Here is a 26,116-nt window from a genome sequence, read left to right on the forward strand (position 1 = left end):
TGTGTTCAATCCTCTCTGGATTACTTTTGGTTTTTCGGTTGACTTGGTGGCTTTTGTATGATTAAAGCCGAGAGTCACTAGCTTGAGTTTATCAAGCTGTGGTAAATAATTCTTTACAATTTTCCTATTTTATAGCAGTTGCAGCATTTTAGGATTTTGACCTTCATCAGCCAGGGTACAAGCCCCCGGATTCATCCGTGCAGAAATAAAAAATATAGTATCCGATAACTAGCCCCCGGATTCATCCGTGAGGTCGCTTTTTTCAAAAATCCCATTCTTCAATCTAAAATCTAAAATCTAAAATCGATTGGCTTCTGCTTTCCACCAGTCAAATCTACTAATAGCAGGTCGTGAATAGCACAAAATTTTGCAAAATGTCAACCCGCCTGCGCGGTAAATAAAAGTTTGTGGGAAATTGTCAACAGAGGGAATTTTTATAATGGTTATAAATAAATTAAAAGGATTTTTTGTCAAAGATAAGCTCACTTTAACTTAAGCTGTAAACAAGTCAAACAGATTGGAGGAGCCGTCTATGCAAAACCGTTCAAATAACCAGATTAATCACCCCCCGCAATGGTTGAATCTAAAATTAATAGTCAGCGCTCTCGAAACAGTTCAAGATTTAATTGTAATTTCTTTGTGTATTGGTTTGTTCTGTTTCATGGTAATCGAACTGCGAGAAATGTTTTTCTCGCTGCTGCCTCCTTTGAATTTTCAGCAAGTGACGGCAGACATTCTATTTTTATTAGTTTTGGTGGAATTATTTCGGCTGCTAATTATTTACTTGCAAGAGAAGCGCGTTTCGATAGGGGTGGCTGTGGAAGTTTGTATAGTATCTGTTTTACGAGAAGTTATCGTGCGGGGAGTGCTGGAAACTCCCTGGGGTTAAATATTATCAACAGGCGCTTTTTTGCTAGTTTTGGGAGTGTTGTTGGTAGTCCGAGTTTGGTTGCCACCAACCTTCGAGGGAATTGACCCGGAACGCCGCCTTGCTAACAGAAATAGAAAAATTTCCGAGCCGGAATCTTCTTCCGATTCTGTTGCCATCAATCGCCAGTTTAATTCTCATTGAGTAGGGCGGCACAGGCGATTTTAGATTTTAGATTTACTCTGATATTGCTTGTCACGTTACCAGCCATCATTTCCCGTAAAATCAACCTGATAACGTTTTTACTTAAGACTAAAATCCTCTGAAAATACAGAGGACGTTAGTCCTCACTACAAATACAAGCTTCATCGGCCATTCCTAATTATTAAAATCTAAAATCTAAAATCTAAAATGGTATTACCCGTTTGCCTGTAATTCCCCCAAACGAGCCAAGACTTCTTTAGAATGAATCGCCGGATTAATCTTCACAAAAGTTTCCCGCAAAATGCCTTCAGGGTCAATAATAAAACTGTGTCGCGCGGAGATAAAACTCATCCAAGAACCGTAAGCTTTACTCACTTTACCGTCGGTATCCGCTAACAGCGGAAATTTCAAACCTTCGGAATCGCAAAATTCCGCGTGAGAGTTGACATCATCAGCGCTAATGCCGATAATTTGAGTATTCTTTGCCAAGTATTTCGGCAAGTCTTCCTGAAATCTCCGTGCTTCGATCGTACAACCCGAAGTAAAGTCTTTCGGATAGAAATAGACTACCAGCCACTTACCGCGATAATCGGAGAGGGAGACTTGTCCGTCGCCACTGTTGGTTGGCAAAGAAAACTCCGGCGCTGGTTGATTTACCGGAGGAAGCTTGCCGCCGAGGGCAAATGCAGGTGTGGCAAAATTGAAACTTAGAAAAACTAGACAAATTGCCAATAAAGTGCTAAAAAAGTTGCGGCGAGACATCATAAATTTAGAAGTAGAACTGTACTTAACACAAGTTTACAGTTTTCTGATTAAATGGGTAGGGGCAATTCGCGGATTGCTTCTAAAACCCCAATATCACTCACTCAAATAGCAATTTACCCATGAGCGCTGCACTCCCGTTAACAGGCAAAGTTATAGTAGTCCAGGTAATTAACGGTCAACCCGTTACGATCGAAGTAGACGGCACTAATGCCCCGATTACTGGGGGGAATTTTGTTGACTTAGTTGAACGCGACATTTACGACGGGGTGATGTTTCACCGCGTTGTGCGCCAGCCAGATCCTTTTGTGGTGCAAGGAGGCGATCCGCGCAGCAAAGATCCTACAATTCCAGCCAGTCAATTGGGAACGGGTAGTTTTATTGACCCGGATACCAATCAGGCGCGTTTTATTCCTTTGGAAATTAAGCCGCAAGGGGCCGCGCAACCTGTTTACAACCAAGTTGTAACCCAGACGCCGCAGTTGCAGCACACTCGCGGGGCCGTGGCAATGGCTCGTTCTAATGCTTTGGATTCGGCTTCTTCGCAGTTTTATTTTGCTTTGGATGATTTGCCATTTTTGGATGGTAATTATGCTGTTTTTGGCAACGTTATTCAAGGTTTTGAAACGGTGAATGCGGTGCAGCAGGGCGATCGCATTTCAACTGCAAAAGTCGTTCAAGGAATCGTTCCCAGTCGGGTTTCTAGCATAATTAGCGATGTTAATGTGCTCAACGATTTAATTAATAGTACCAATTTCGTAAATCTATCTTTGGGAGCGCTCAGACTGCCAAATACCCCCAACAACTATCAAGTCACTTCCCAAGACTCTCAGCAAAATCCCAGCGGTGTACTGGGAGGTAGCGCAAACGATCGCATCCTCGGTTCACCCACTGATGATGCAATTAATGGCAGCCAAGGCAACGATACCCTCACGGGCGAAGCGGGTGACGACTTTTTGCGAGGTGGCAAAGGCAACGACTCGATTAGCGGCGGTGTTGGCAACGATATTCTGATTGGCAATTTCGCTGACGATACTCTCAATGGTGATGCTGGTAACGACTTTTTGCGAGGCGGTCAAGGGAATGATATCTTAATTGGTGGTGATGGCAATGATATTTTGATTGGAGATACCGGCAACAATACTCTCACAGGAGGTAGTGGTGCAGATACTTTTGTTTTGCTCGGAGTAGATCCTGCTTCTCTTCCTTTTATTACCCTACCCCCGACAAGTCATACAATAGTTGATTTTAGACCACAGGAAGGCGATCGTATTGCTTTGACAGGAAAATTATCCGATACTACATTCACTCAATCTGGAAGCAATACTGTCATTAACTTGGCAGGGGCTTCTACGGTGGTACAAAATTCTACTGTCGCCTCTGTTCAAAATGCAGCCTTTGCAATTCCTTTATCTACGATTGCTCGTCCTAACGATCTACCAACTGGCGATGCAGCCTTGAGAATTGGCTAACTTTAACTATAGGTGTAGGGTGCTTATGCGGCACCTTACAAAGTCCCCAATTCTCCATTCCCAATTCCCCAATTCCCCAATTCCCCCGTCCCAATTCTCCATTCCCAATTCCCCAATTCCCTATTCCCTATTCCCAATTGCCAAATTCAACTAACACCATAGCTTTGTAATTTGAGAAACTGCCTCTTGATAATAATCCATTCTCCCCTGCAGCTTAAAAAGCCCTGCTGCTTTCTGGAAATCCTCAAATGCTCCCTGAACCTCTCTCAATTTATATCTAGTCACTCCTCGGTTGAAGTAAGCTTTAGCAAAATCGCGATCAAGGTGAATTGCTGACTCAAAATCAGCTAGTGCTGCCAGGGAATTCTCCATTTGCAGGCGGATTGCACCTCGGTTAAAGTAAGCTTGGGTGAAATTGGGGTTGAGCAGCAGTGCCGAGTTGTAATCTGCGATCGCAGCAGTATAATCTTTTAAACGAGTCAGAATAAACCCCCGATTGCTGTAATACTTAGCTCGGTAAGGATTGAGTTCGATGGCTGTAGTTAAATCTTCGATCGCCGATTGCTTGTAGCCTAATTTGTAGCGGGCCACACCGCGATCGTTGTAAGCTGACGCGAATTGCGGATTAATGTTAATTGTGGCAGTAAAATTTTTAATCGCACCGTGAAAGTCTTGTTTTTTGAGATTTTTTAAACCCTGAGTGTAAAACTTTTTGGTACTAACTTTTATATTGGCCTCTTGTCGGGATTCAGCTTGCTCCCCCGAAAATACGCCTGCAATATTAGTAAATCCCAAAGATTCGATCGAATTGACAATAGTTGTAACAACTAATTGGGTTGGGAGAAGGGGAATAGTAGGCATGGGAGAAGTGTTTTTCAACTGTATGCTCTTATTTTCCTCCATACTTGAGCTATTGGCAGTGATATCCATACTCTCATGAACGTGATAAGTTTGATGCGATTGGGTGATACTGGGGCTTGAGTTGTGTGATGAAAGTTGGGCTTAGTTAGTGATGCCGATCGCAATTAACAAAAATTGCGTCTAGAACCCTTTAAATATAAGGCTTGTAGGCTAGAGAAGCGGTTTCTTGATTCCCATATTGAGCAGTTTATACCAGGATTGTTTGCAGGTATGCCCCTGGGGAAGCGATCGCAACTGCCTGCTGCAAGTATTACTTTGTAGCGATATTGCACTGGCAAATCTTGATCGAACTTGCGGTTATCTTATACCAGGTTTTTAGGAAAAATATTAGTTTGGCAGCGAGGCATCTGTGAAGCAACCGGGTTTCTAGCTCAAAGCGCGTCTAAGACTGGCTGAGTTAAGTTTGTGCCTGCGCCAACCCTGATTAACCTTTCATTACACTAATATTTTTGAGTAATCTTGCTGAGGAAAGTTGCAGATTATTTGCTATGCTTTGATTAGACATCAATAATTTATGACCCAAATTAGTGTCAATGAAAAGAGTTATGAGGTTGAAAACTTTCTTCGCTGCGGTGTTGGCGATTGTCCTGTTCACTCTCTACTTAACTCCTCCTGTGATGGCCGCGAATTCGGAGGATTTGAGTCAGCTATTAAAAGATAATTGGTGCGTCAGCTTTCTGTGGAAACAGTGCGATTTGAGCGCTGTCGATTTGCGGGGAGCTAATCTCCAAGAAGCTAATTTGTCCGGGGCTAATTTGTCCGGTGCTAATTTGTCCGGTGCTAACTTAAAAAATGCGGATCTTTCTGACGCAGACCTCAGCAGCGCTAATTTAGCAAATGCTGATATTTTAGGCACGGACCTCAGTCGAGCCAATTTAACCGAAGCTAATTTCAACTGCACGAAGTTGTGGGATGCGAATCTGACTTTGGCAAATCTGAGCCACGCCAATTTACAGGATGCTAATGTCTTAGATTCTCGACTTTGGGGAAGCAATCTTACCCAAGCTAATTTAACGGATGCGACGCTGCACGGTGCTGACTTGCAATATGCTAATTTGGCAGACACTAATTTAACAGGTGCTGACTTGCACAGCTTCTTTTTCCGAGGTTCCAAACAAGTCACAAATTTGAGCAATGCTAATTTAGAAGGCGCTATTTTAACGGGAGCAAATCTCAGAGGTGCGGTGCTGGCAGGGGCAATAATGCCAGACGGCTCTATTAATGAAGAAAGTGGCTTTAATTTAAAGTAGAGTTAAATTAAAGTCTGCTTGGAGAATTTCAACAACAGGCTTTCGGGCCGATTTCGCAGTCAATGAATTATCTGCTGTACCTGCGCCCGTTGCCAACAGCTTGTTGAGGATGCTGTCACGATATCAATTTAAACCAGGGTGCGATCGACCTTTTAACTCCCAAGCTGCGCCCGTTGCCAACAGCTTGTTGAGGATGCTGTCAAGATATTAATTTAAACCAGGGTGCGATCGACCTTTTAACTCCCAACCAGTAAATATCGCTAAAATCTTAAATCTCAAACCGAACCAGCGCGCATCTGTTACAATTTTCAACAAAGCCAGAACAGCCCCGAACCGGAAGTCACCTGCCTAGGGATACAAGCCCCCGACAGGAGTCGTGAAGAGCAAAAATATTAGATATTTAGTTTAAACTCCCAGATTCATCTGTAGAGCATCTCTAAAATCTAAAATCGATCGGCTGTGGAGTCAATCTAATATCTAAAATCTAAAATCGATCGGCTGTGGAGTCAATCTAATATCTAAAATCTAAAATCTAAAATCGACTGATGGAAACCCTGCAAACTCAACTTTACGAACTCGCACAATTTGCTAATAATTTAGTAAATACTCAACTGACAAACCTCAGTTTAGTCAGCATCGGAGTCATCTTTCTGGCAGGGTTGCTAACGAGCTTAACGCCCTGTATGCTTTCTATGTTGCCAATCACGATCGGCTACATCGGCGGATACGAAGCAAAAAGTCGCCTGCAAGCTGCAGCCCAGTCTGCATGGTTTTCCCTGGGATTGGCCACCACCCTTGCGGGTTTAGGTATTGTAGCATCACTCGCGGGACAAGTTTACGGCAAAATTGGCCTGGGTTTGCCGATTCTTGTCAGCATTATTGCTATTCTAATGGGGCTGAATTTACTCGAAGCTTTACCCTTACAAATGCCGTCTTTCGACGCTGTGGGGTGGGTTCCAAAAGATTTGCCGGCGGGGGTGCGATCGTACTTATTGGGCTTAACTTTTGGTTTAGTAGCGTCTCCCTGCAGCACGCCGGTTTTAGCTACACTCTTAGCTTGGGTTTCCAAAACGGGAGATACAGTTTTAGGTGGTGTGTTGCTGCTGTTTTACGCTGCTGGCTACGTCGCTCCGCTGATTATAGCAGGTACTTTCACGGCCAGCATTAAAAAGTTGTTAGAATTACGTCGGTGGTCGAGTTGGATTACGCCTGTTAGTGGCGTTTTGCTAGTAGGATTTGGCGTTTTCTCTCTGCTTTCCCGCATCCTTCCCGCTTAAGTTTAGTAGTAAGGACTTCAGTCCTTATTTAAAGATATAGCAGTCACTACGGAATGCGTGAATTAAGTTTTTTTAACGAACCGCGAAGACGCGAAGAACACGAAGGAAGAAAGAAAGAAAAGAGAAAGAATTCAAAATTGATTGAGACTTCCTCGATAAAAATAATAATATTTTATTCATTTTTTGTTTTTAGCTCCTTTTTCTTCCTTCTCCCTTCTTCCATCCGTTACATCCGTTACATCCGTTACAAAATCCGTTGCCGAACTTCCTGACATCCGTTACATCCGTTACAAAATCCGTTGCCGAACTTCCTTCATAATTACCAATGACATCAAAAGAAGTATTTCTCTCTAAACTATCAAACTGGGCGACTGCCCCTCAAAGGTTTTTCAAGCGAGAAATCTTGCCGGTGCTAGCAGATTTGCGGCTGGCAATTATCTTACTGCTGGCGATCGCATTTTTCAGCATTTCCGGCACTGTCATCGAACAAGGTCAATCAGTACCGTTTTACCAATCTAACTATCCAGAACACCCGGCTTTGTTCGGCTTCCTAACTTGGAAAGTTGTGCTAATTGCAGGACTAGACCACGTATACCGCACTTGGTGGTTTTTGTCCATCCTAATTTTGTTCGGCAGCAGCTTAACAGCTTGTACATTTACCCGACAATTTCCCGCATTAAAAGCCGCGCGCCGCTGGAAATTTTATGAAGAACCAAAGCAGTTTGAAAAATTAGCTCTCAGTGCGGAATTAGAAACAGTTGCTTTAACTTCGCTAGAATACCTTTTGCAGCAAAAAAACTACCGCATCTTTCGAGAAGGCGAAAAAGTTTATGCTCGCAAGGGAATAATTGGTAAAATCGGCCCGATTATTGTTCACGCCAGTATGCTAATTATTTTAGCTGGGTCGATGTGGGGCGCGATGACGGGATTTCTCGGTCAAGAAATGGTTCCCAGCGGCGAAACATTTCAGGTGAAGAATATCCTGGATGCGGGGCCTTGGGCGGGGCCGCAAATACCGAAGGATTGGTCGATGCGAGTTAATCGGTTCTGGATCGATTATAGTCCGAGCGGTGCGATCGACCAATTTTACTCTGACTTGTCAGTTTTGGACAAAACAGGCCAAGAAGTCGATCGCAAAACCATTCACGTTAACGAGCCCCTCAGATACCGGGGAGTCACATTTTATCAAGCAGATTGGGCAATAGCCGCCGTGCGAGTTCGCCTCAACAAAAGCCCGGTTTTACAATTGCCAATGGCTCAGCTAGACACCCAAGGTAAAGGTCGAATTTGGGGTGCTTGGATTCCCACAAAACCCGATTTGAGTGCGGGAGTTTCTCTGCTAGCAAAAGACTTGCAAGGAACGATGTTAGTGTACGGTACGGATGGCAAATTGTTAACTACAGTTCGCGCCGGCACAGCGGTGGAAGTTAACGGAGTGATGCTGGCAATTGACGAAGTTGTAGGCAGTACGGGATTGCAAATTAAAGCTGATCCGGGCATTCCGATCGTTTATACTGGCTTCGGGTTGCTAATGCTCAGCGTGCTGATGAGCTATCTGTCTCACTCGCAGATTTGGGCTTTGGAAAAGGACGGCAAACTATACGTCGGCGGGCGCACAAATCGCGCTCAGGTGACTTTTGAAAGAGAAGTTGTGGAGATTTTGGACAAGTTGGCCGAATCGAAAACAGCCGAGGAAAAAAGTGCGATCGCCGAGACTTCTCTAGCCAGTCAAAATTAATTGTAGGGTGGGCATTGCCCCACCTTACACCGATGGATAAAAAGGATAATTAAAGAGGAAATAAATGTGACAAAAAGGATTGAATTCAGTCAACACGCATTACTAAAAATAGAGGTTTTAGAAAGTCGCGGGCTTACAATATCAACAGATTTGATTTGTGAAACTATTAGAAGCCCTACTAAGTTAGAAGCAAGTGGTGAATGAAAGTTTATTTGTCAACAGAGATTGAATGGGCTTGTCCTAAGAGTAGTTTACCAAGAATATCATGAGAAAATTTTAGTAATTACTGCTTATCCTGGTAAGAGGTCAAGATATGAAAAAGATTAGATATAGCCCTGATGTAGATGCGATGCTGATCGAAATTTCCGTAGCTTGCGGGGCGGAACGCCATCGCCCGATCGCCTATGCCGAAGATGAAGGAAACATGATTCTGCACTATTCTAGCAGCGGATAACTGGTGTTGATTGAAATATTAGATGTCAAACAATTTATGTCATTGGAATCTCTCTCCGATGAGATACCTGCCCGCTAAAACACTTGAAGCGGGCGGACAACTCACAGGGACTTCACCTACTTCTCGTGCCGCACCTCAATCACGGTGTGGACGTTCCCGCGCGGCGAAAAATCGCCCTTAATCGTCGCTTCCAGCGGCGCGCAAGCCGCCACAAAATCGTCTAAAATTTGATTGATCGATTCTTCGTGAGAAATGTAGCGATCGCGATAACTGTTAACGTAGAGTTTCAGCGCCTTTAACTCTACCACCCGCTCGTCTGGCACGTAAGTAACGTGAATTGTCGCAAAATCGGGATAGCCAGAAAATGGGCACTTGCAAGTAAACTCCGGCAACGTAATGTTAATTGAGTAGCGCCGCCCGACTCGCGGATTGGGGAAAGTAATTAACTCCCCTTCCAAAATCTGGCGTTCGCCGTATTTCATTTCCTCGGTGCTTGACTTTTGCGACATACTTTGTTCGGCTGCGTAGTTGTTCATAGCGATTGACTAATAACTTGTAACATTAAATTTAATTTACGTTCAATATCTGTAACAAATATCTTGACGAATTGTGTTGCGATCGATCTAATTGCAAATACTCTCAGGCTAAACTAAAACAAGTTCACCCTCGCCATCTACAATTATGCAAAATACTACCTTATCTGACAATACTTCCCCTGAAAACTCCAATAGTTACTCTCCATCGGTACCGATTTCCCTCTATCGAGAAGTCACGGCAGAGCTGCAAGCAGCCCAAGCGATGCTCGATTCCCTCAAAACCCACAATCAGCAATTAGTCCAACAAAATCAACAACTGCGGCGAGAAGTAGAAACAGTAGTTCAAGTATCCCAACAGTTACAGCAAGTAGTCAACTCGGCTCAGAGTGTCACCCAGACAGGGATGCCTCAAATGCCGTCAGTCAAATTTAATTTCAGCGTTCAACCTCCGCCCCCACCACCTGTAACCTCCCAGACTAACTCTGCCATACCTCAACCACCTCAGACAGTGGCTTTCCCCTTCCCACTACCGGAAACGCAGCCAACAGCCACCTCAATGCCGCAGCCACTTCCCGAAAAATTATTTACAGAGGTGCCGGAAACTCCTTACCGTGTGCGATCTCAACTCAAAAAAACCTCAGACTTAAGCGGATTGTGGTTGGCGATCGCAATTTTTCTGATTGTGATTGCAGCTTTCGGTGCAGGTTATTTAGTTGTCCGCCCTTTATTAATGAAAAAGTAAATTCCAACAAGAATCCCACGGTTCGATCCGTGGGATTTTAAACAAAACCTAGCATAAATTGTTCAAAGTTACGCTAATTGGCCATCATCCTCTGGCGGCACTCGTTTCTACTGAACGAGGGGCATACTGCTCTTCACAAGCAGAGCCTACAATTCCCACCCCTGGCTCGAAACCGCGCGTGAACTCAGTGAGTTTTACCTGTTTAGCTTCCAAAGCTGTCTGTAGCACCTTCATGGCTCGGTGAGGGTCGCCGGCTCCGCAGAAAAATAAGTCTGCAGCAAAATAACCGTGTTCAGGCCAAGTATGGATTGCTATATGAGACTCTGCCAAAGTAGCAGTAGCTGTCACTCCGTGAGGACTAAACTGGTGTACGCACAAATCGATGAGAGTAGCTCCTCCGGCTTCGATCGCATCGAGAATAGCGCGGCGGATACGTTCAGGATCGTTGAGCAGGTCTCCAGGAGACTGCCAAGCATCAGCGACCAGATGGGTTCCCAATTGTTTCATTCTGCGGGGTTTTACCTCTATTGATTTCTAAGTCTCAAACCTTTTAACCATAGCACGGTGTCAAAAATTTTGCAAGTATCTTTCACAAAGAAAGATGAAGATTAGGAGGATGGAGCCCTAAGTCGTAGATTTGGGAGTTTGGGATTGGGGCTGGCGCGCGCGCGTCAACTTGTGGAACTGCACGGCGACAGAATTGCGGTTGAGAGTAGGGTTGATACCGCGAATCCGGTTGAAGAAGTTGCCGATGGGGCTGAAGCTCGAAAAGTTTTGAGTTTTAAGTTAAATAATCTTTAACTTAAAACTCAAAACTATTTTCCCTTAATCAACTGATCAATGGGAGCATCTCACTTTTGCATTTACAGTGCGAGCGTCCCCGCTCGCGTATTGTACAATACGCGAGCGGGGACGCTCGCACTACAATAAAAAAAATGCTTTTTACAAAACTGAGATGCTCCCTTGATCAATCCCGGCTGTGAGTAGCTCCATTCGGCAAAATCGCCCCGCCCAAAGCTGCTTCATTCAAATTATCAACATTCAAGCTTGCCCCAATCAAATTAGCCTCGGACAAATTAGTTCCTGTCAAATTCGCCCCTGTCAGAGAACTTAGGAGCAAACCCGCTCCCGACAAATTGGCGTGACTCAAATTCGCCCCCCGCAAATCCGCTTCCAGCAAGCTAGCACCTGCCAAATTCGCACCGCTCAAGTTAGCTCCCCGCAAAGAAGCTTTGTTCAAATTCGCAGCCCTCAAATCCGCATTGTGCAGAATCAAACCATTTAAATTAGCTTTACTCAAATTAGCTCCCTGCAAGTCGGCACCGCTCAAATTAGAGCCATTTAGATTGGCCGATTGCAAGTCAGCACCGCTCAAGTCAGCACCGCTTAAATTAGCAGCGCTAATAGAAGCTTCCCGCAGACTTGCTTCGCTCAAACAAGCCCCAACTAAATTGACGCCGCTGAGATTTCCGCGATTGAGATAAGCCCGAGTTAAAGTTGCTCCGCTCAGGTTCGCCCCGGTCAAATCTACCTCGCTGAGAATCGCTCTCGTCAGATTTGCTCTACTTAAGTCAACCCCGCTCATAATTGCTCGGCTCAGCGTCGCCCCGCTCAAATTAGCCTCCGTTAGTTTTGAGCCGCTTAGCAAACAAGCTCCTACTAAACTCGCTCCCGTCATCACAGCTTTGCTCAAGTCAGCCTGAGACAATATTGCTCCGCTGAGATTTGCCCCGCTAAAATCTGCGGAGATCGCCACAGTTCCAGTTAAACTAGAACTTCCGAGGTTAGCTTCAATTAATTTCGCCTTAGACAAATTAGCCCCGCTCAAGTCGGCGGCGTTTAAATTAGCTCCAATCAGTTTGCTTCTAATTAAGTTGGCACCTTTCAAATTAGCGTTGCTCAAATTTGTTCGACTGAGATTAGCTTCACTCAAATGAGCTGCAATGAGGTTAGCCCCTCGAAAATCTCGTTCCCCGTTTCTATGTCTAGTTAAAAGTTCATCGGCACTTAAAAGCTCAGTGAAATTCATAAAAAAATTGAGTGAGTTTCCTTAATTTCTCGATGTTCTATGTTGTCTGAAAATTTGTACTATCGTGTTTGGCAGTAAGTTGTTTCAACCTATACTGCCACATTAACAATTGTCAAAACTGGTTGATTCCTAGCATCACCCTGCTCACCTAGTTATAACTCACGAAAAACCCGGTTTCTCGTAAAGAATCTGGGTGTTTTCAGCGCGGCATTCATGAAGAAACCGAGTTTCTCGCCACGTGTAAGCCCTGTAACTATTATTTGGCTAGTAATTAGTTGGCGGTTGATGTTAGTTGTTAATTGTTAGTTGTATTTATACTAACTGCTAATCACTAACTATTAACTGCTAACCAGTTACCAAAATACCGAGAAGTTGTCGATCGCTACGAGTCAACGTCGATCGAATATTTGGGGTATTGCTGGCGGCATCCGCGCCGCATTCTGACCCGAAAATTTGCCAGTACAGGCGATCGAATTTATTAGTGCAATCAAGAAACAACATATCGGAGCTTCAACCCCAAATGCCTTCTACATAAGTGCCTTCTATCTTCGAGCGCCCATGAAAGCAGAGCTCGGTCAGCTCAGCTAGTTTCACCTCCCCCCACTGTGCTGCGCGCCAGTGAAAACCAACAGGAAGGCTGTTTCCCTCTGAATTCTAAGCGGCTCACGGGCGCAGGAAGCAACACACTATCCCTTGCCTGAGATTTCGCCAAAAAATGCGTCGCGAGCCATTGTGCTCCCGCGCTGCTGTGCTTGCTGTTAATGTTTACTCGATCCATGAGCGCTTGCGGTTCTAATTAACAGACCACCCTACACCAGACGCGCTCCCGAACATAAAAGCTGTTCCTGGGCTTCTCAAATGTTTCGCTGAGGCATTCCCAGAAAAACTGTATTCCTATAGCAGGTTTTGCCAAAGGCAAGTCTGCTGCTACAGCCAACTAATGACCAGCCTAAGTCTTGCCCGAAGGATCTGACAATATTATTCTTCTAATATTTACCGACCACGGCAGGCATTTCTGGGCGCGCGGGGCTGGCTACTTCACCTGTATAAGTTGGTGAAATTAGACACCCCATAATTAAAGATAGTCGCTCTTTGACTAACTGGGCAATATTTGCTGTAATTTATGTCATCTAATTTCATAATACAGCAGGGTTTGCAATCGAGCTGTAGTGAGTGTTACAGACTAAAAAATCGGTGCAGATTTCGGCTGAAAAAATTCAGGGAACCGATCGATCCTCCGGCACAAAGCCCAGCTCACGGACTGGGCCCCCAATCAACATTAAACTTTTGAGAGGTGGCTTTTTTAAGTTTCCAGAACAAAACAAAAGCCGGCTTTCAGAAAAAAAGCCGACTTTTGAGATCATTTTACCGACGAAGTGTAAAACTCCTAGCTCGCCGGTGTTGGTTGGATCACTTTCCCCAATCCGATCGCGCGAGTGGGACTACTCTGCAGGAAGTAGAAACAATACCCAAACAAACTCTGAACTATTAAATCAGAGGGCGGCCGGTAGCGCCACGAGTGGGATCGTAAATACCAGCGGTAGTATCAACCCCAGGAGTGCCGTAATCAGTGCGAGCGCTATCGCCGCTGGGATGATAGTCGTAGGTGTTCCAATGCTGAATACCTCCGCGGCTCAGAATGGTTTCAGCTTTAGCGACTTCTGCTTCGCTGCCGTCAACGAGTACCAAGTAATCTCCTCTTGCCACGCGATCGCTGTATGCTTTAGCTTCCTCTTCGGGAATTCCCATACCGACTAAAGCTCCGATCAAGCTGCCCGCAGCCGCACCCAACGCCGTACCGGCGAGTGTAGTGGCGATCGCCGTAGCTGAGGCTCCTGCCAGCATAATCGGCCCGATGCCCGGAATTGCGACTAGACCCAGACCTACCAACAAGCCTGTCAAACCGCCCAAAGTGCCACCTGTGAGGGCGCCCTTTGTGGCCCCTTCATCGGCCTTGTTGTCCGTGCTGTCGTGCACGTCAATGCCTGCGATGTCTCCTTTAGAGTCAGCATCCTTAGCGATGACCGACACCCGATTCATGTCGAAACCGGCAGTTCTCAGTTCTCCCAGTGCGTGTTCCGTCTCGCGGCGGGTTGAAAATACTCCCACGGCGCGCTTCTGGCGACTCGAAGCTCTGCGGCCGGTGTCTGCCGGCACATCGTAAATGCCCCAATCCTGAATGCCCCGGACGCTCATAATTCCTTCGGCGGTGGCAAGTTCGGCATCGGTTCCTTCTACGAATACCAAATATTCACCGCGCGAGACGCGATCGCTATAAACTTTAGCTTTATCTTCGGGAACTCCCAAACCGACCAAACCGCCTACCAAACCGCCGGCTGCCGCCCCAATCGCGCCTCCAATCACAGTATCTGCTAGCAGAGTGGCGATCGCGCCCCCCGCCATCACCGGGCCCACTCCCGGAATCGCTAGTGCCCCAATACTTCCGAGCAACCCAATCAAACCGCCCGTCACGACTCCCGCTGTCGCGCCTGCTTTTGCGCCACCGCCCACTTGGTCGTCGGTACTCTTACCAGCGCTAGCGCCCGCAATTTCGGTGTGATCGAGCTTTTCCCCAACTACCGAAACTTTATTCATCGGAAACCCGGTACTTTGCAGCTCCATCAGGGCTAGTTCCGTATCTCGGTAATTAGAAAATGCTCCTACAGCTCGCTTATGTTGACCTACAGCCATTTTTTTTCTCCTGACAAATATACTACTTTTACACAACCACAGAATTTATGCTCTGCCATCAATCACATTTAGTCATTTTTTCCCAACAATTTTCATCGGTCGGCGGGAATAACTTCCACCTCTATCTTCAGGTTGGTTTCCCACTAATTATCCGGGCTGAAAAATCGAAAATTGGGAAGGGGAAGTTGCAGGTATTGCGCGAGTTTTGAGTGCGTGAATTTTATATTCAATTTACACTCTATTAACTTAAAACCCCGCTCTCCCTAGAGAGTCACCTAAGCGTTGCGATCCGCTCCCAAAGCAATCTTACCATGCCGCACTTTCCCTCTTCCCTCAGACTTCTCTCCTAGATCACTACATCCTTCTTCCTTCTTTTCCTCGGATTTCTTGCTTCTAATTTATTGATTGCTGCTAGGCGATGCGGGTGCAGCGGGGGCGACAACAGCGGTAACATTCACCTGTTTGACACCCTTAATCTCTTTAGCTAGTGGCTCAATTTTAGCTAAATCAGTTTGATTGGGAACTGTGCCACCTACGGTGACAAGCCCATCTTTTGCCTCCACAGTTAGCTGACCTTTAGTGATGTTTACTTCTAACTTGGACCGCACTTCACTTTGCAGGTCGCCATCAGCTCTGATTGCATCGCCTCCCGTCACATTGTTGCGCTGTTCTCTGGCCCTGATATCCGAATTTGCTTGGTTTTGGCGAATCTGGCTAGTGGCGTCACCCTGAGTTTCTTGAACTGTACCGGCTGGGGGTGGGCTGTTGACATTTCCTGTGGCAGAACTAGGAGCATCAGCGCTAGTTTTAGCCCCGTCGCTGCAAGCAGCACCTCCAAATAATAGGATGCCGCTGAGGAGAATTGGTGTTAGTTTGTTCATAATAGGTTTATACCCTCCGGGTAAACTTTCGATGAGGCTGACTTGGTTGAGCCAGATGGAGCAAGACAGCATCTTTGTTTGTGCTTTCTGATTTGTGCTTTCTGCGCTTTAAAAATCCTTATATCAAATATATCCAGTTGAGCAAGTATCTACATCGCTCCACGGGTGTAAAATTTATCTATGTCGTTAGATAGAGTACAAAAAATACAATAAGGTCTTAAGTCAAATTTAGCGTAATTTAGTTCTGACCACATTATTACTCAGAAACCAGTTTGATCCCGCCTTTTTTGTTGCCCAGGCCAATATTTTCCTAGACACCAAGTTGAAAAGCGTAAGTTTTATTAATAAATTCGATCGCCACTCCCAAGTAATTTTTTTCTCTTCCCTGCAATCTCTGACTTATTCCCTCAACATCTATCCGTTAAATCTGTTAAATCTCCTACACTACTCATTGTAAAACTTCCTGCTTCAAAACAAACGAAAAGAGTCGAGAAATTTTTGAGCATTTTCTGGTTCTCGGGTAGTGGCAACCAGCCCGTAAACGCGCGTTTCCACCAAAAAAACTTGACCTACACCTACAGGTTCATTGGGGGAAAGTGGCTGAAACTCAAATTCTTTTCCCGGATAGCCTCCGAGAGAAATATCTCGCACTTGCAAGAGTTTAGCATTCGCCGCCACGACGAAAACATCAACGGCACTATTTAAAGTTATTCTGATATTATTGATATTATTGTCGCTCAGCCGAAAATCTAGGTCAAAGTATTGAAGCAAATAAGTTTCTTTGTTTTTTAAGTTCGATCGGTATGTATGAGCAATAAGTTGATTTGAAAAAATTTCTGAATTAATTTTAGGAGTTCCCGGCATATCGATCGCAAACTGACCCATAGCCGAGCAAAATGGCTGCCACTCTGGCGTCTGAATTTCTGCCCGCAGCGGGGCTGGTTGAGATGCAGCGGGACGGGCAAACTTGACAGGGTATAAAAGTAATGTAGGAGTAACTAGAAGTAAATACAGAAATTTCATTTGGGTAAAAATTATATATGCCCGATCGATCTGCGCTAGCCTAGAAATATATCTGCAAAGGGGCGATTTATGCTGAATATTATATTTACTCAACGGCGAGGCAACTCTCCCGGACGATCTAAAACCAGTAAAACCAATAAAACCAATATACTCGCTGCTGTAAATACTTGGCTGGCTGTGTGTCTGCTGGTGGCTGTCACAGCTTGTGCAAACAGCCCCAACAGCAAGGCCCTCGAAGAATCTTTAGCCGCCGATCCCAAATTAAAACAAAATCCACTGGTTTTCTCTTCCCCGCCACCAGCGACAGCAATTGAGACAAACTCTACCGCCAAACTTCCTCCCGATTTCCCAACAGAGATTCCACTATATCCTAATGCTGAGTTAATCGAAGTTAGTGGGGAAACAGATCCCTCGCAAAAAAATGTGCGGCTGCGCTGGGAAAGCACTGATCCGGTTAATTCGGTTCAGAACTTTTACTCTACAGAGTTTGGGCGTCGCAACTGGGAAATAGTCAGCCGCCCCACCGCCGAGGGACAAGGTTCTTTGGTAGCAACGCGAGATAATTTGCGGGTAACAGTGTCGCTTTCTCCTACTCAGAAAGTAGGAGGTTCTACAGAATTTGCGATCGACTACAGCAAAGAAAGCCCCGAAATTGCCGGCAGTCCCCAACCTAATAATTCCGATTCTAGCCCATCTCCAACCGCTTCACCAACTCCATCTAATTCAGAGGGAACTACTCCAACGCCATCCGCCTCGCCCAAATCAGCAAAAGTTAGCCAACTAGACACCCAAATTCCTCAACAGTTGCGGCAGTATGTGGCTGATTTAAGTCAGTTGGAAGTGCTGAAAGTGCGATCATCGACCGAAAGTGCTAATTTAGAAACTGCCAGCAGTTTGCCCAAACCCAACCAAATTATCACTCGCCGCGAATACGCCCGCTGGTTAGTAGCAGCTAACAATCAGATTTATGCTAGCCGTCAAGCCAAACAAATTAGATTAGCAGTAGACTCTAGCGAACCGGCTTTTTCTGACGTATCCAAAACAGACCCAGATTTTTCAGCAATTCAAGGTTTAGCAGAAGCCGGTGTAATTCCGAGTTCGCTTTCGGGAGAAACTAAAGATGTGAAATTTCGCCCAGACGCACCTTTAACTCGCGAAACAATGATTCTCTGGAAAGTGCCTTTAGATAGTCGTCAAGTTTTACCGACAGCTAACATTGACGGAGTGAAAGAGAAGTGGGGTTTTCAAGATGCTTCTAAGATTGATTCCCAGGCGTCGCGGGCAGTTTTAGCTGATTTTAACAATGGAGATTTGGCGAATATTCGCCGCGTGTTTGGTTTTACTACTCTGTTTCAGCCGAAGAAATCCGTGACTCGCGCCGAAGCTGCGGCTAGTTTGTGGTATTTTGGCGTTCAAGATCAGGGATTGTCCGCTAAAGATGCCCTGGAAGCAAAGTCTCAACCTGTTGAGTAGAGTTTTTTGGGGTGGTTAAAAGTTTTGAACACACCATCTACTTAGCCAAAACAAAGAAATCGGGTTTTTTCTCTGTAACACAACCCGGTTTCTGCGTCCACGACTGACGAAATTGTACCAATTTTTGATTAATCGGCGTGCGATCGCCCGCCACAAAAATTGCAGCTTGAGTTTCTAGGATTTCTGTAAAGATGGCTTACCCAGAAACCGACTTTTATCTACGAAAATGCCCACTAAAACGCGAGGCATATCCGGTAAAAAACCCCGTTTCTTTAATTCTTCTGCGGGAGTTATAGTAAAAAATCCTTTCAATAATTACACATTGGCTTTTCTGTCCTTTTGATCTACCCTAGGGAATAGATTTTTTTGCTTTAATCTTAATTTCTGTATCCTGCCATACAACTGCTGCATTTGGCGGGCAAATTTTATACATATTTTAACTAACGCTTGGTGCAAAACTCTCAGTAGGATTCCGGATGGCTTAGCGGCCTTAACGATAAATGAAAAAGAGTGTTTGAGCTCTGGGAGAGCGTTTTTTAATGTACGATATTACCTTATTTACCCCGCAAGACATGGCTAAATGCAGCTTAGTCCTGCGCCACTTAGGTAGAAATACTGCTAGTATGGAAGCCAGCAGCCAGAAGATTGTTAACTATATTTACCAACATTTTTGCGATTCGCAAACTGGAGAAAATACCTGTGCCTTAGTGCGTTTGTTTAAAACTCATCCCTACGGGGAATTAGAAGACTCATTGCAACAATCCGCCCGCCGCTTGATGAAGGGCAATTCCCCCGCGGCCGACATGAAATGTTGGACTCTGCTAGCAGCCGCCGGCCCAGAACCGCAGTGGAATTCTCGGCACACAGCAGCAGAAAACACAGCTATTCCATTAGTTAGCACAAAATTAGTGGCTCAAATGCCGGCGATTTCGGAAATAATCCGGCAGTTTGGTTTAGACATTCCTACATTCCTCGGAATTGAGCCAGAAAGGTTCCTGCAATTAGAGTCCGCAGTATTAAATATTTTTCACGTATCAGAAGCAAAGGGCAGCCCCTTTATTCCTGAGCAAAATTCCTTAATTATCCCCTACCAAGTCAAGTCTGTCTTGGGATTGGGGGGACTTCTGCCGTCAGGAAGTTTGTTTGCGATAGTGATGTTCCTGAAAGTTAAAATTCCCCAAAGCACGGCTGAAATGTTTAAAGATTTGGCACTTAGTGTCAAAACGGCATTGTCCATGCCCGACGAACAAAGTGTTTTTGAGTATTCAGGAAATTCTAAAAGTTTTGTTAAAAATAACAATTTTGCCGAAACCCAGTTACTCGAACATCAAGTTGCCAATTTGATTGAATTACTGGATTTTTCAGAACAAGAAATGCTCAGACAAGCCACTCGCTTTCAACAGACTATTGACAATTTACAGCGCGAACTAGCCGAATAAAAAAATAAAGAACAAGCTTTGAAAGCAAGTCAAGATAAATTTACAGGCATCCTCAATATTCCCAATGATGCTATTGTTGTGGTCGAAGAAACTCAAGTAATTCAGCGCTTTAATCAAGGGGAAGAACAGATTTAAACTAAGCTCTGTGTTTAGTAACCCGGTGTCCTTGATAAACCGGGTTGTTGCTGTGTTTTTTGAGTTATACCAGTTACCAAAAAATATGCTGCAATGATCTGACAATACTCCGGACTGTTTTTGGAACAATACTACAAGCTTACGCGGGGCAAGGAGCATAAAAAAGTCTAATTAAATGCCGCGTCAGGGGTAGAGCTGACATTGATTTAATGATCCACAGTGGCTCAAAGTCAGGCGAGAATAAGCCATTGGGCCATATAAAAACTGTCCGGACTATTGATCTGAGAGTTTAAGGATGATTATATCAAAGTAAACTACCAAGAAAGAATTGATTTAACAGTTAATGTCCTATGCACTTTTGAGGAGTCCCTGAGAAGCCTAAACTATAATTTACTTAGTTGGTGTATGAGTATGTTACTAAAATTGAAAAAAGTCAAAAGGTAAGAAAGCCAAAAGTAAAAAATCTTTTTTTACTTTTGGCTTTTGACTTTTGACTTTTACCACATCCAGTATTCAACTCAAAACTCAAAACTCAAGACTCTTAAGGCGCTGCTGCCGCCCTGCGGTTGGCAACAATCAGATTAGCCTGATACTCTGCCGCTTTTTGCTGAGCCTTTTGATAGTTCGGGCTGGTTGACGGCACTGCTCTCATGAGCCCAACCGCTTTCTGCCATTCGCTTGCTACTGTGATCCACTCATTTTGAGACTGAGCCGTCTGGGCCGAAATTGCTGCCTTCTGAGCTGTGTTAACGGCTTCCCTCCAAGAGTCAGGCTTAGGCGCGGTGGCTTTTGGTGCAGGAGAGGCTGCCTTGGGCGCCGGAGATGCAGCAGCTTTGGGTGGTGGGGATGTCGGAGTTGGGCTTGCGGGCGCAACAGCAGTAGGAGCGACTTTTGGTGTAGGAGAGGCTGCCTGTGGCGTACCCGGAGATGCACCCGGAGAGGATGCGGCGGCTTTAGGCGCGGGAGATGCGGGTTTCGGGGAAGGGGAAGCAGCTTGGGGGGCGATGGGTTCTGGGTTCGAGTCGCCGAAGGGGAAAGTTTTAGTAAAGAAAAGGCCTGCGATCACCGCCAGAGGTACTAAGATACCCACAGGTATTACCCATTTGGGAAATTGTTTTTTCGGAGGCGGGGCTTGATCTTCGTCTTCGTCTTCGTCTTCCTCGTCGTCATCTCGATCGAATTCTCCTTCTTGATAATAGTCTTCGCCTTCGGGCTCGACATCATCTAAACCTACGGAGTCGTCAGGCATTCCACTATCCAAGGGGTAAGGCATTGAACCCGCAGGCATCAGATCAATTTCATCTTCCCACGCAGGCGATCCGTCACCTGTTCGACGCCCGTAAACCTTTACAGTGTGAATTGATTCGAGTCCCAGCTTCGTCATGCCGGTGCGGATGAAATCGACCAATACCATTTGATCCGGTACTTTGTCTGCCTCCAGATTTATGTGGAGGCAGCCGTTGTCCCGCGTCACATCGGCGTTGATGCCTTTGGGTTTGAGTGTACGGTTGATGCTAGATGCGATCGCTTTTGGATCGCCTTGCTTGAGCAGTTCCCGCGGGTTCTGTTGTGTCATGGGTAGCGCTCTTTTTTTGGGGGGGGTGGAGAGCCGGCAAATAATATTAACCGATCGGCATTCGGCGGACAATATTTATTTACCACATTAACTTCTACTTTGGCATTCTGAGAGTATTTCTAGTATCTATTGACCTTTTGGCCTGCGAGCCGGCATCAAGCGCATAGCCGAAGAAAGAAATTTGTTGTAAAAATTTACAGTAAGGGCCGATCCTGTGCCCTGTCGCGCATCAGCGAAACAAGCTAGAAAGTTCTATAACTTTGGTTTGCAGGGTTGAGATTTCTTCCCGACCCCGCTTTAAAGAAGCTTCTAACTCTAGCAGCAAAGGCAAACTTTTTTGCAGTTTTTCTAAGCTGGCGTTCTTGACTTCTTGGCGAAAATAGTATACTCGTTTGGGATTGCCGAGGTCTAGAGCTTGAGCAATTTTATCATCGCGATCGCCCGCTTGGATCATCGCTTTTACCCAAAGCCAAATCCGAAACTTACCAGTCAAGCCAGCCACAATCCTCAAACCCGGCTCGTTGCGGCCAGTTAAGCCGGCCAATAAATCCAAAGCGGCGGAGGTATTGCCCTCGCGAATCGCATCGGCTAACTGGAAGGTATTTTGGGCGTGACAGTGCACCAGTGCGGCAACTTCTTCCGGGTTCAGAGGTTGGCTGCGGTTGCCCGCAAACAGTCGCAATTTTTCCAGTTCGCTGTATAGCCCGCGGGTATCGCTACCAATGGATTCGGCCAAAAGTTCGATCGCTGTGGCGGTCAATTTTACGTTCATTTCGCCCGCGACTTGGCGCACCCGCTGGGCTAATTCTTTGTCATTCCAAGGCGGAATCGGCGAAAATTCCCGCACTTGGGCGGCGGACTGGACAAGTAACTTGGTAGATTTGAGCCGGCTGTCGGGTTTTTTGACGGATGTCAGCAGCAACACGGTGGTAGGGGGAATCACCGGCAGCGTCCGTTCAAATTGCGCTAACAGTTCTGGAGAGCACTGCTGCGTTACAGTCGTATTTGCCAGCCAGACAAAACGGCTGCCGGTACCGAAGGGGGGCGTTAAAGCTCGATCGAGTCCTTCGACCACAGCGTCGGCTCGATCGGCAATAATCTTGTCATAGTTAAAACTAGCCCAGTTGGGGTCGAGGACTGTTTGGCGCAAACTTGTCACAGCCTGCGCGATCGCAAAGTCGTCTTCCCCCCAAAACAGGTAAATTTGCATGAAAAACGCTCAGTAGCCCAAAAAATCACAGTTGCACGCGAGGCTTGTCCAACATATCCTGAATTGGACTGTTGGAAGCCCGCGCCATAATATAAAATTTGGTGTGGGAGTTTGTCACCGCGAGGAAATCAAGATTGGATGATACTTATCAAGCTTACGTAAATCGGGTGGCGCGAATGACGCTGCTGGACTCCTACAAGTCCCAGGTGGAACACATTCAGGAATCTCCAAAATTTAAGCCCGACGAAGCAGGCCGGAGAGATCCTGTACCTTTTCCAGGTTATTCCGTGATTACGCCCCCTGCGGGGGAAGATGCAGAAAATGCTGCATTTTATAGTAATTTGCACTCGAGCCAACAACGGCTATTGCAGGAAATAGGGGAGGGTGCGCTCGTGGCACTGCCTCCTGATAGCTTCCATTTAACCGTAGCCGATTTGATTTGGAGCAGCGCTTTTCGAGACGCCTCTGATAAAAATCCCGAATTTGAGGAGCAACTGCGCTCGCGCATGGCCGATCGTTTTGCCGCCTGCAAACCGTTGGCGGGCGGCGCTCCCATTCGCTGGATAGTGTTGGGGTTGATGGTGATGACTAGAGCTGTGGGTGTTTGTTTGGCACCGACGGACGAAAACTCTTACAAGCAAATTCTGGAGTTTCGCCGATCGATCTATCAAAATCCCGATTTAATGGCTTTGGGAATTGAACAGCAATATCATTTTACGGCACACATTACTCTGGCTTATTTTGGGGACACCGGGCCGAACCTTGACCGTGATCGCTTGTGCGCTTTGCTGTCAGAGTTAAACGAGCAATGGCTGGACACGCCGCAAGAACTGTCCGTACACCGAGCCGAACTGCGGAAGTTTGAGGACATGACTAGCTACATCCGGCAACCGGATTGGCCTGTTTTTGATTTTTAAGGAAGGAAGAAGGAAGAAGGAAGAAGGAAGAGGGAAGAAGGAAGAGGGAAGAAGGAAGAGGATCGATGTGAAGATTTTTTCTCATCTCCCACTCTCCCCATCTCCCACTCTCCCACTCTCTCGCCCTCTCTCCCCCTCTCCCCTGTGACAATAGTCAGGATATTGCCTATTAAATGCTTTAATTATTTTTGTTTGACAGTAAAGTCAAGGAAAAAATTTATGAAAAACCAGGAAAAATCAGTAATTCTGGTTTTTTACTTTTTGCTTAAAAAGTGACAGTACACGTTGTTGGTATAGGTTTAGATGGAGCTGCTGGGCTGAGCGAATCGGCGCGGCAGGTTGTAGAAATGGCCGCTCTGCTAATAGGGAGCGAGCGCCATTTAAGCTATTTTCCCCAGCAGGACGGAGAGCGCTGGGCGTTGGAAGATTTGACCGAAGCAATTCTGGAAATTCGGCGCTGGTGGGCGACTGAACCCGAATTAGAACCCTCTGCGGGGACGGTGGAACTCCGCGATCGACCGATCGTAATTTTAGTGGCCGGCGACCCGCTGTTCTACGGCTGGGGAAAGTTGTTAATTGCCCAATTGCCGGCAGAAGAATTGACTTTTCACCCCCACGTCAGTTCTGTGCAGTTGGCTTTTAACCGCTTACATATCCCTTGGCAAGACGCTCATTTTGTTGGCTCTCAAGGACGTTATTTCGAGGAACTGACTGCCAAACTCAAGCTGGGTGTCGAGAAAATTGCGGTGCTCGCCGACGAAACTCATACTCCGGCGGCCCTGGCAAATTTGGTGAAAGCTCTAGATTTGCCTACACGCTACGAGTTTTGGGTTTGCGAAAATTTGGGTTCTGCTGACGAGCGCGTGGGCCTCCGTTCTCTGTCAGCTTTGCTGGGAGAGTCTTTTGCACCGCTGAGCGTGGTTGTGATGCTGCGGGAGTCCCCGCCGACGGCAGAACCTTTGGATTTGGAAAAGTTGCCTTTGTTGGGAATACCGGATGCAGCTTTTATCGGTTGTGGCGATAAGCCGGGTTTGACGGTTGAACGAGAAGTGCGGGTGTTGGTGCTGGCACAATTGGCTTTGCAACCGGGACAAGTTGTCTGGGATGTGGGTGCTGGTAACGGTTCTGTATCGATCGAAATTGCTCGTTTATTCCCGCAGTCTGAGGTGTACGCGATCGAAAAAACGGTTTTTGGCACTTCTGCGATCGAGTTCAACTACGGCCGTTTTGGGCTGCAAAATGTGTTCTCGATTTACGGAACCGCCCCGGAAATCTTGCACCGCTTGCGTCCTCCGCACCGGATTTTTATTGGCGGTAGTGGCGGAGGGTTGACTAAAATTTTGGGCGTTTGCGCGCTGCGGCTGCTTCCTGGAGGCTCGATCGTGTTGGCTTTGGATGCTGTTGAGGATATTGCTACTGTTTTGAGCTGGATGGGCGATCGGGTGCGCCGGGAACCGCACTGGAGTTACCGAATCGTGCAAGTGCAGTTGTCGCGTTCTGTGGCTGGAGGAAATTCAACTCGTTTTGACGCGCTGAATCCGGTTTCGATTGTGACGATTGATCGACACTTGAATTAATGTCTGATTTTTAACCGCTGATTTAAGCTGATTAGCGCTGATTAACAACGCTGATTTGAGTTAGGAAGAGTAAGGTTGCGGTTGCTAGTAGCAATAAAATGCCGGCTGCACCTGCTAGCGGTTTTGCTGCTATTCCTGTAATCCACTCCGGTGCGCGGCCTGTCGGATTAATTGCGCCTTCTGTATCTACGGTAGTTATACCCCAAATCCAAGCTGCGTGAATGCCGATCGCCAATCCTAAACTGCCATTGTCGGCGATGCGGGCTAATGTTAAAACCATCCCCATCAGCCACAATCCTGGCAGTTGCGGTAGAGTTTCTTTGGCGGCCCAAATTAAGTGGGCGATCGCGAAAATGAAACTGGCGATCGTTGCTGCGATTAGCATTGAGTAATCTTGCTGGAGGATTGTTTGCAAGCAGCCGCGAAAGATTAACTCTTCTGTGGCGCTAATCCACAGTCCTAATAACAGAGTCAGCAGACTAGCCGGGTTAAAAATTAAAGTCCACAAATTAATTTTTTTTTCGCCTGTTTCCGTGGAAGCCTCGCTTTTTTTTAGCTCGATCCAGCCTGTGGCGAATTGCAGACCGAATAAAATTACTAAGCTGATTATTCCTAATCCTAATCCCCGCAGTAATGACATCAAAACTGCGGGTTGCCAATCCCAACCCCAGTTGGCAAAAGATGTGTTTTCGATCCAACTTGTCGCCCATAAAATGAAGGGGACAATCAGGTAGAGGGAAGCTAGTAAAGGTAGTTTTTTGTTTCCCAAGGGTTGGGGCGGATGCCATTTGAGGGCGATCGCCAGCACAATCGCTGCGGGAAGCCACACAACAATCCAAGTCGAGAAAAACAAGATTATTTTGACAATTGCTGGTATTGACGGCGACAGCAGTCGCAGGTTAGTTATACTATTCCACATTTAATGGGTTGCAACTATAATA

General features: G+C 46.1%; 24 protein-coding genes. 11 read left to right on the top strand and 13 right to left on the bottom strand.

The genetic code is table 11. The features are described from left to right. Positions 1 to 532: 532 nt before the first annotated feature. Positions 533 to 889, top strand: a complete 357-nt coding sequence (locus QUA74_RS17865; protein ID WP_333331675.1) for a phosphate-starvation-inducible PsiE family protein — start codon at positions 533 to 535, stop codon at positions 887 to 889. Here the strand turns inward: QUA74_RS17865 and QUA74_RS17870 are convergent. Continuing rightward, a complete protein-coding gene (locus QUA74_RS17870; protein WP_333331678.1) occupies positions 886 to 1,047 on the bottom strand; it encodes a hypothetical protein in 162 nt (53 codons plus the stop codon). The two genes, QUA74_RS17865 and QUA74_RS17870, sit on opposite strands and share 4 nt — an antisense overlap. A 238-nt stretch (positions 1,048 to 1,285) precedes the next feature. Continuing rightward, positions 1,286 to 1,837: a peroxiredoxin gene (locus QUA74_RS17875; protein WP_333331681.1), complete on the bottom strand. Its 552-nt coding sequence runs from the start codon at positions 1,835 to 1,837 to the stop codon at positions 1,286 to 1,288. Between the two features lie 119 nt (positions 1,838 to 1,956). Between QUA74_RS17875 and QUA74_RS17880 the strand changes: the two genes are divergently transcribed. Continuing rightward, on the top strand, positions 1,957 to 3,306 hold the full coding sequence (locus QUA74_RS17880) for a peptidylprolyl isomerase (RefSeq protein ID WP_333331684.1): 1,350 nt from the start codon (positions 1,957 to 1,959) through the stop codon (positions 3,304 to 3,306). A gap of 150 nt (positions 3,307 to 3,456) precedes the next feature. Here QUA74_RS17880 and QUA74_RS17885 read toward each other — a convergent pair whose 3' ends face one another. Then, on the bottom strand, positions 3,457 to 4,167 hold the full coding sequence (locus QUA74_RS17885; protein ID WP_333331687.1) for a tetratricopeptide repeat protein: 711 nt from the start codon (positions 4,165 to 4,167) through the stop codon (positions 3,457 to 3,459). Between the two features lie 593 nt (positions 4,168 to 4,760). Between QUA74_RS17885 and QUA74_RS17890 the strand changes: the two genes are divergently transcribed. The 4 genes from QUA74_RS17890 (at position 4,761) to QUA74_RS17905 (ending at position 8,946) form a co-directional block, all read left to right on the top strand. Then, positions 4,761 to 5,477 (top strand): pentapeptide repeat-containing protein, encoded by a 717-nt coding sequence (locus QUA74_RS17890; RefSeq protein WP_333331690.1) that lies wholly within the window; start codon positions 4,761 to 4,763, stop codon positions 5,475 to 5,477. A gap of 545 nt (positions 5,478 to 6,022) precedes the next feature. Beyond that, positions 6,023 to 6,754, top strand: coding sequence for a cytochrome c biogenesis protein CcdA (locus tag QUA74_RS17895; protein ID WP_445251649.1), 732 nt, complete (start codon positions 6,023 to 6,025; stop codon positions 6,752 to 6,754). Positions 6,755 to 7,079: 325 nt separating this feature from the next. Further along, positions 7,080 to 8,492 (top strand): cytochrome c biogenesis protein, encoded by a 1,413-nt coding sequence (locus tag QUA74_RS17900; protein WP_333331693.1) that lies wholly within the window; start codon positions 7,080 to 7,082, stop codon positions 8,490 to 8,492. A 313-nt stretch (positions 8,493 to 8,805) separates the two neighbouring features. Continuing rightward, entirely contained in the window at positions 8,806 to 8,946 is a 141-nt protein-coding gene (locus tag QUA74_RS17905) for a hypothetical protein (RefSeq protein ID WP_333331695.1), read from the top strand. Positions 8,947 to 9,062: 116 nt separating this feature from the next. Here the strand turns inward: QUA74_RS17905 and queF are convergent, their stop codons facing one another. Beyond that, positions 9,063 to 9,482 carry a preQ(1) synthase gene (queF, locus tag QUA74_RS17910; protein ID WP_333331698.1) on the bottom strand — a complete coding sequence of 140 codons (420 nt, stop codon included), beginning with the start codon at positions 9,480 to 9,482 and terminating at the stop codon, positions 9,063 to 9,065. Between the two features lie 145 nt (positions 9,483 to 9,627). On the opposite strand from queF, the gene QUA74_RS17915 reads away from it, so the two are divergent. Then, entirely contained in the window at positions 9,628 to 10,224 is a 597-nt protein-coding gene (locus QUA74_RS17915; RefSeq protein WP_333331701.1) for a hypothetical protein, read from the top strand. A gap of 84 nt (positions 10,225 to 10,308) precedes the next feature. Here the strand turns inward: QUA74_RS17915 and speD are convergent, their stop codons facing one another. From speD to QUA74_RS17945, 6 genes are all read right to left on the bottom strand, one after another. Continuing rightward, entirely contained in the window at positions 10,309 to 10,731 is a 423-nt protein-coding gene (gene speD, locus QUA74_RS17920) for an adenosylmethionine decarboxylase (RefSeq protein ID WP_006633984.1), read from the bottom strand. Positions 10,732 to 11,191: 460 nt separating this feature from the next. Beyond that, positions 11,192 to 12,253 (bottom strand): pentapeptide repeat-containing protein, encoded by a 1,062-nt coding sequence (locus QUA74_RS17925; RefSeq protein WP_333331703.1) that lies wholly within the window; start codon positions 12,251 to 12,253, stop codon positions 11,192 to 11,194. Between the two features lie 345 nt (positions 12,254 to 12,598). Next, a complete protein-coding gene (locus QUA74_RS17930) occupies positions 12,599 to 12,754 on the bottom strand; it encodes a hypothetical protein (protein WP_333331706.1) in 156 nt (51 codons plus the stop codon). 987 nt (positions 12,755 to 13,741) lie between these two features. Next, positions 13,742 to 14,944, bottom strand: coding sequence for a histidine kinase (locus tag QUA74_RS17935; protein ID WP_333331709.1), 1,203 nt, complete (start codon positions 14,942 to 14,944; stop codon positions 13,742 to 13,744). Positions 14,945 to 15,342: 398 nt separating this feature from the next. Next, entirely contained in the window at positions 15,343 to 15,825 is a 483-nt protein-coding gene (locus tag QUA74_RS17940; protein WP_333331712.1) for a BON domain-containing protein, read from the bottom strand. A 468-nt stretch (positions 15,826 to 16,293) separates the two neighbouring features. Continuing rightward, positions 16,294 to 16,848 (bottom strand): hypothetical protein, encoded by a 555-nt coding sequence (locus QUA74_RS17945; RefSeq protein ID WP_333331715.1) that lies wholly within the window; start codon positions 16,846 to 16,848, stop codon positions 16,294 to 16,296. 69 nt (positions 16,849 to 16,917) lie between these two features. On the opposite strand from QUA74_RS17945, the gene QUA74_RS17950 reads away from it, so the two are divergent. Both QUA74_RS17950 and QUA74_RS17955 read left to right on the top strand, forming a co-directional pair. Then, positions 16,918 to 18,321: an S-layer homology domain-containing protein gene (locus QUA74_RS17950; RefSeq protein ID WP_333331717.1), complete on the top strand. Its 1,404-nt coding sequence runs from the start codon at positions 16,918 to 16,920 to the stop codon at positions 18,319 to 18,321. A 539-nt stretch (positions 18,322 to 18,860) separates the two neighbouring features. Continuing rightward, positions 18,861 to 19,760 carry a histidine kinase gene (locus QUA74_RS17955; RefSeq protein ID WP_333331720.1) on the top strand — a complete coding sequence of 300 codons (900 nt, stop codon included), beginning with the start codon at positions 18,861 to 18,863 and terminating at the stop codon, positions 19,758 to 19,760. A 676-nt stretch (positions 19,761 to 20,436) separates the two neighbouring features. Here QUA74_RS17955 and QUA74_RS17960 read toward each other — a convergent pair. Together QUA74_RS17960 and holA are read right to left on the bottom strand one after the other, a co-directional pair. Next, positions 20,437 to 21,471, bottom strand: a complete 1,035-nt coding sequence (locus tag QUA74_RS17960; RefSeq protein WP_333331723.1) for a hypothetical protein — start codon at positions 21,469 to 21,471, stop codon at positions 20,437 to 20,439. 229 nt (positions 21,472 to 21,700) lie between these two features. Further along, complete coding sequence (gene holA / locus QUA74_RS17965) at positions 21,701 to 22,681, bottom strand: DNA polymerase III subunit delta (protein WP_333331726.1); 981 nt, start codon at positions 22,679 to 22,681, stop codon at positions 21,701 to 21,703. A gap of 176 nt (positions 22,682 to 22,857) precedes the next feature. Here holA and QUA74_RS17970 point away from each other — a divergent pair, with 176 nt between their 5' ends. Next, the gene (locus QUA74_RS17970) at positions 22,858 to 23,598 is read left to right on the top strand and encodes a DUF1868 domain-containing protein (protein ID WP_333331786.1); all 741 of its coding nucleotides are present in this window, start codon (positions 22,858 to 22,860) and stop codon (positions 23,596 to 23,598) included. 272 nt (positions 23,599 to 23,870) lie between these two features. Then, positions 23,871 to 25,175: a precorrin-6y C5,15-methyltransferase (decarboxylating) subunit CbiE gene (gene cbiE, locus QUA74_RS17975; RefSeq protein ID WP_333331729.1), complete on the top strand. Its 1,305-nt coding sequence runs from the start codon at positions 23,871 to 23,873 to the stop codon at positions 25,173 to 25,175. A gap of 31 nt (positions 25,176 to 25,206) precedes the next feature. Here cbiE and QUA74_RS17980 read toward each other — a convergent pair whose 3' ends face one another. Further along, positions 25,207 to 26,094 (bottom strand): type II CAAX endopeptidase family protein, encoded by an 888-nt coding sequence (locus tag QUA74_RS17980; RefSeq protein WP_333331732.1) that lies wholly within the window; start codon positions 26,092 to 26,094, stop codon positions 25,207 to 25,209. Positions 26,095 to 26,116 lie beyond the last annotated feature (22 nt).

The organism is Microcoleus sp. LAD1_D3 (genome assembly GCF_036702135.1).
GTDB lineage: Bacteria > Cyanobacteriota > Cyanobacteriia > Cyanobacteriales > Microcoleaceae > Microcoleus.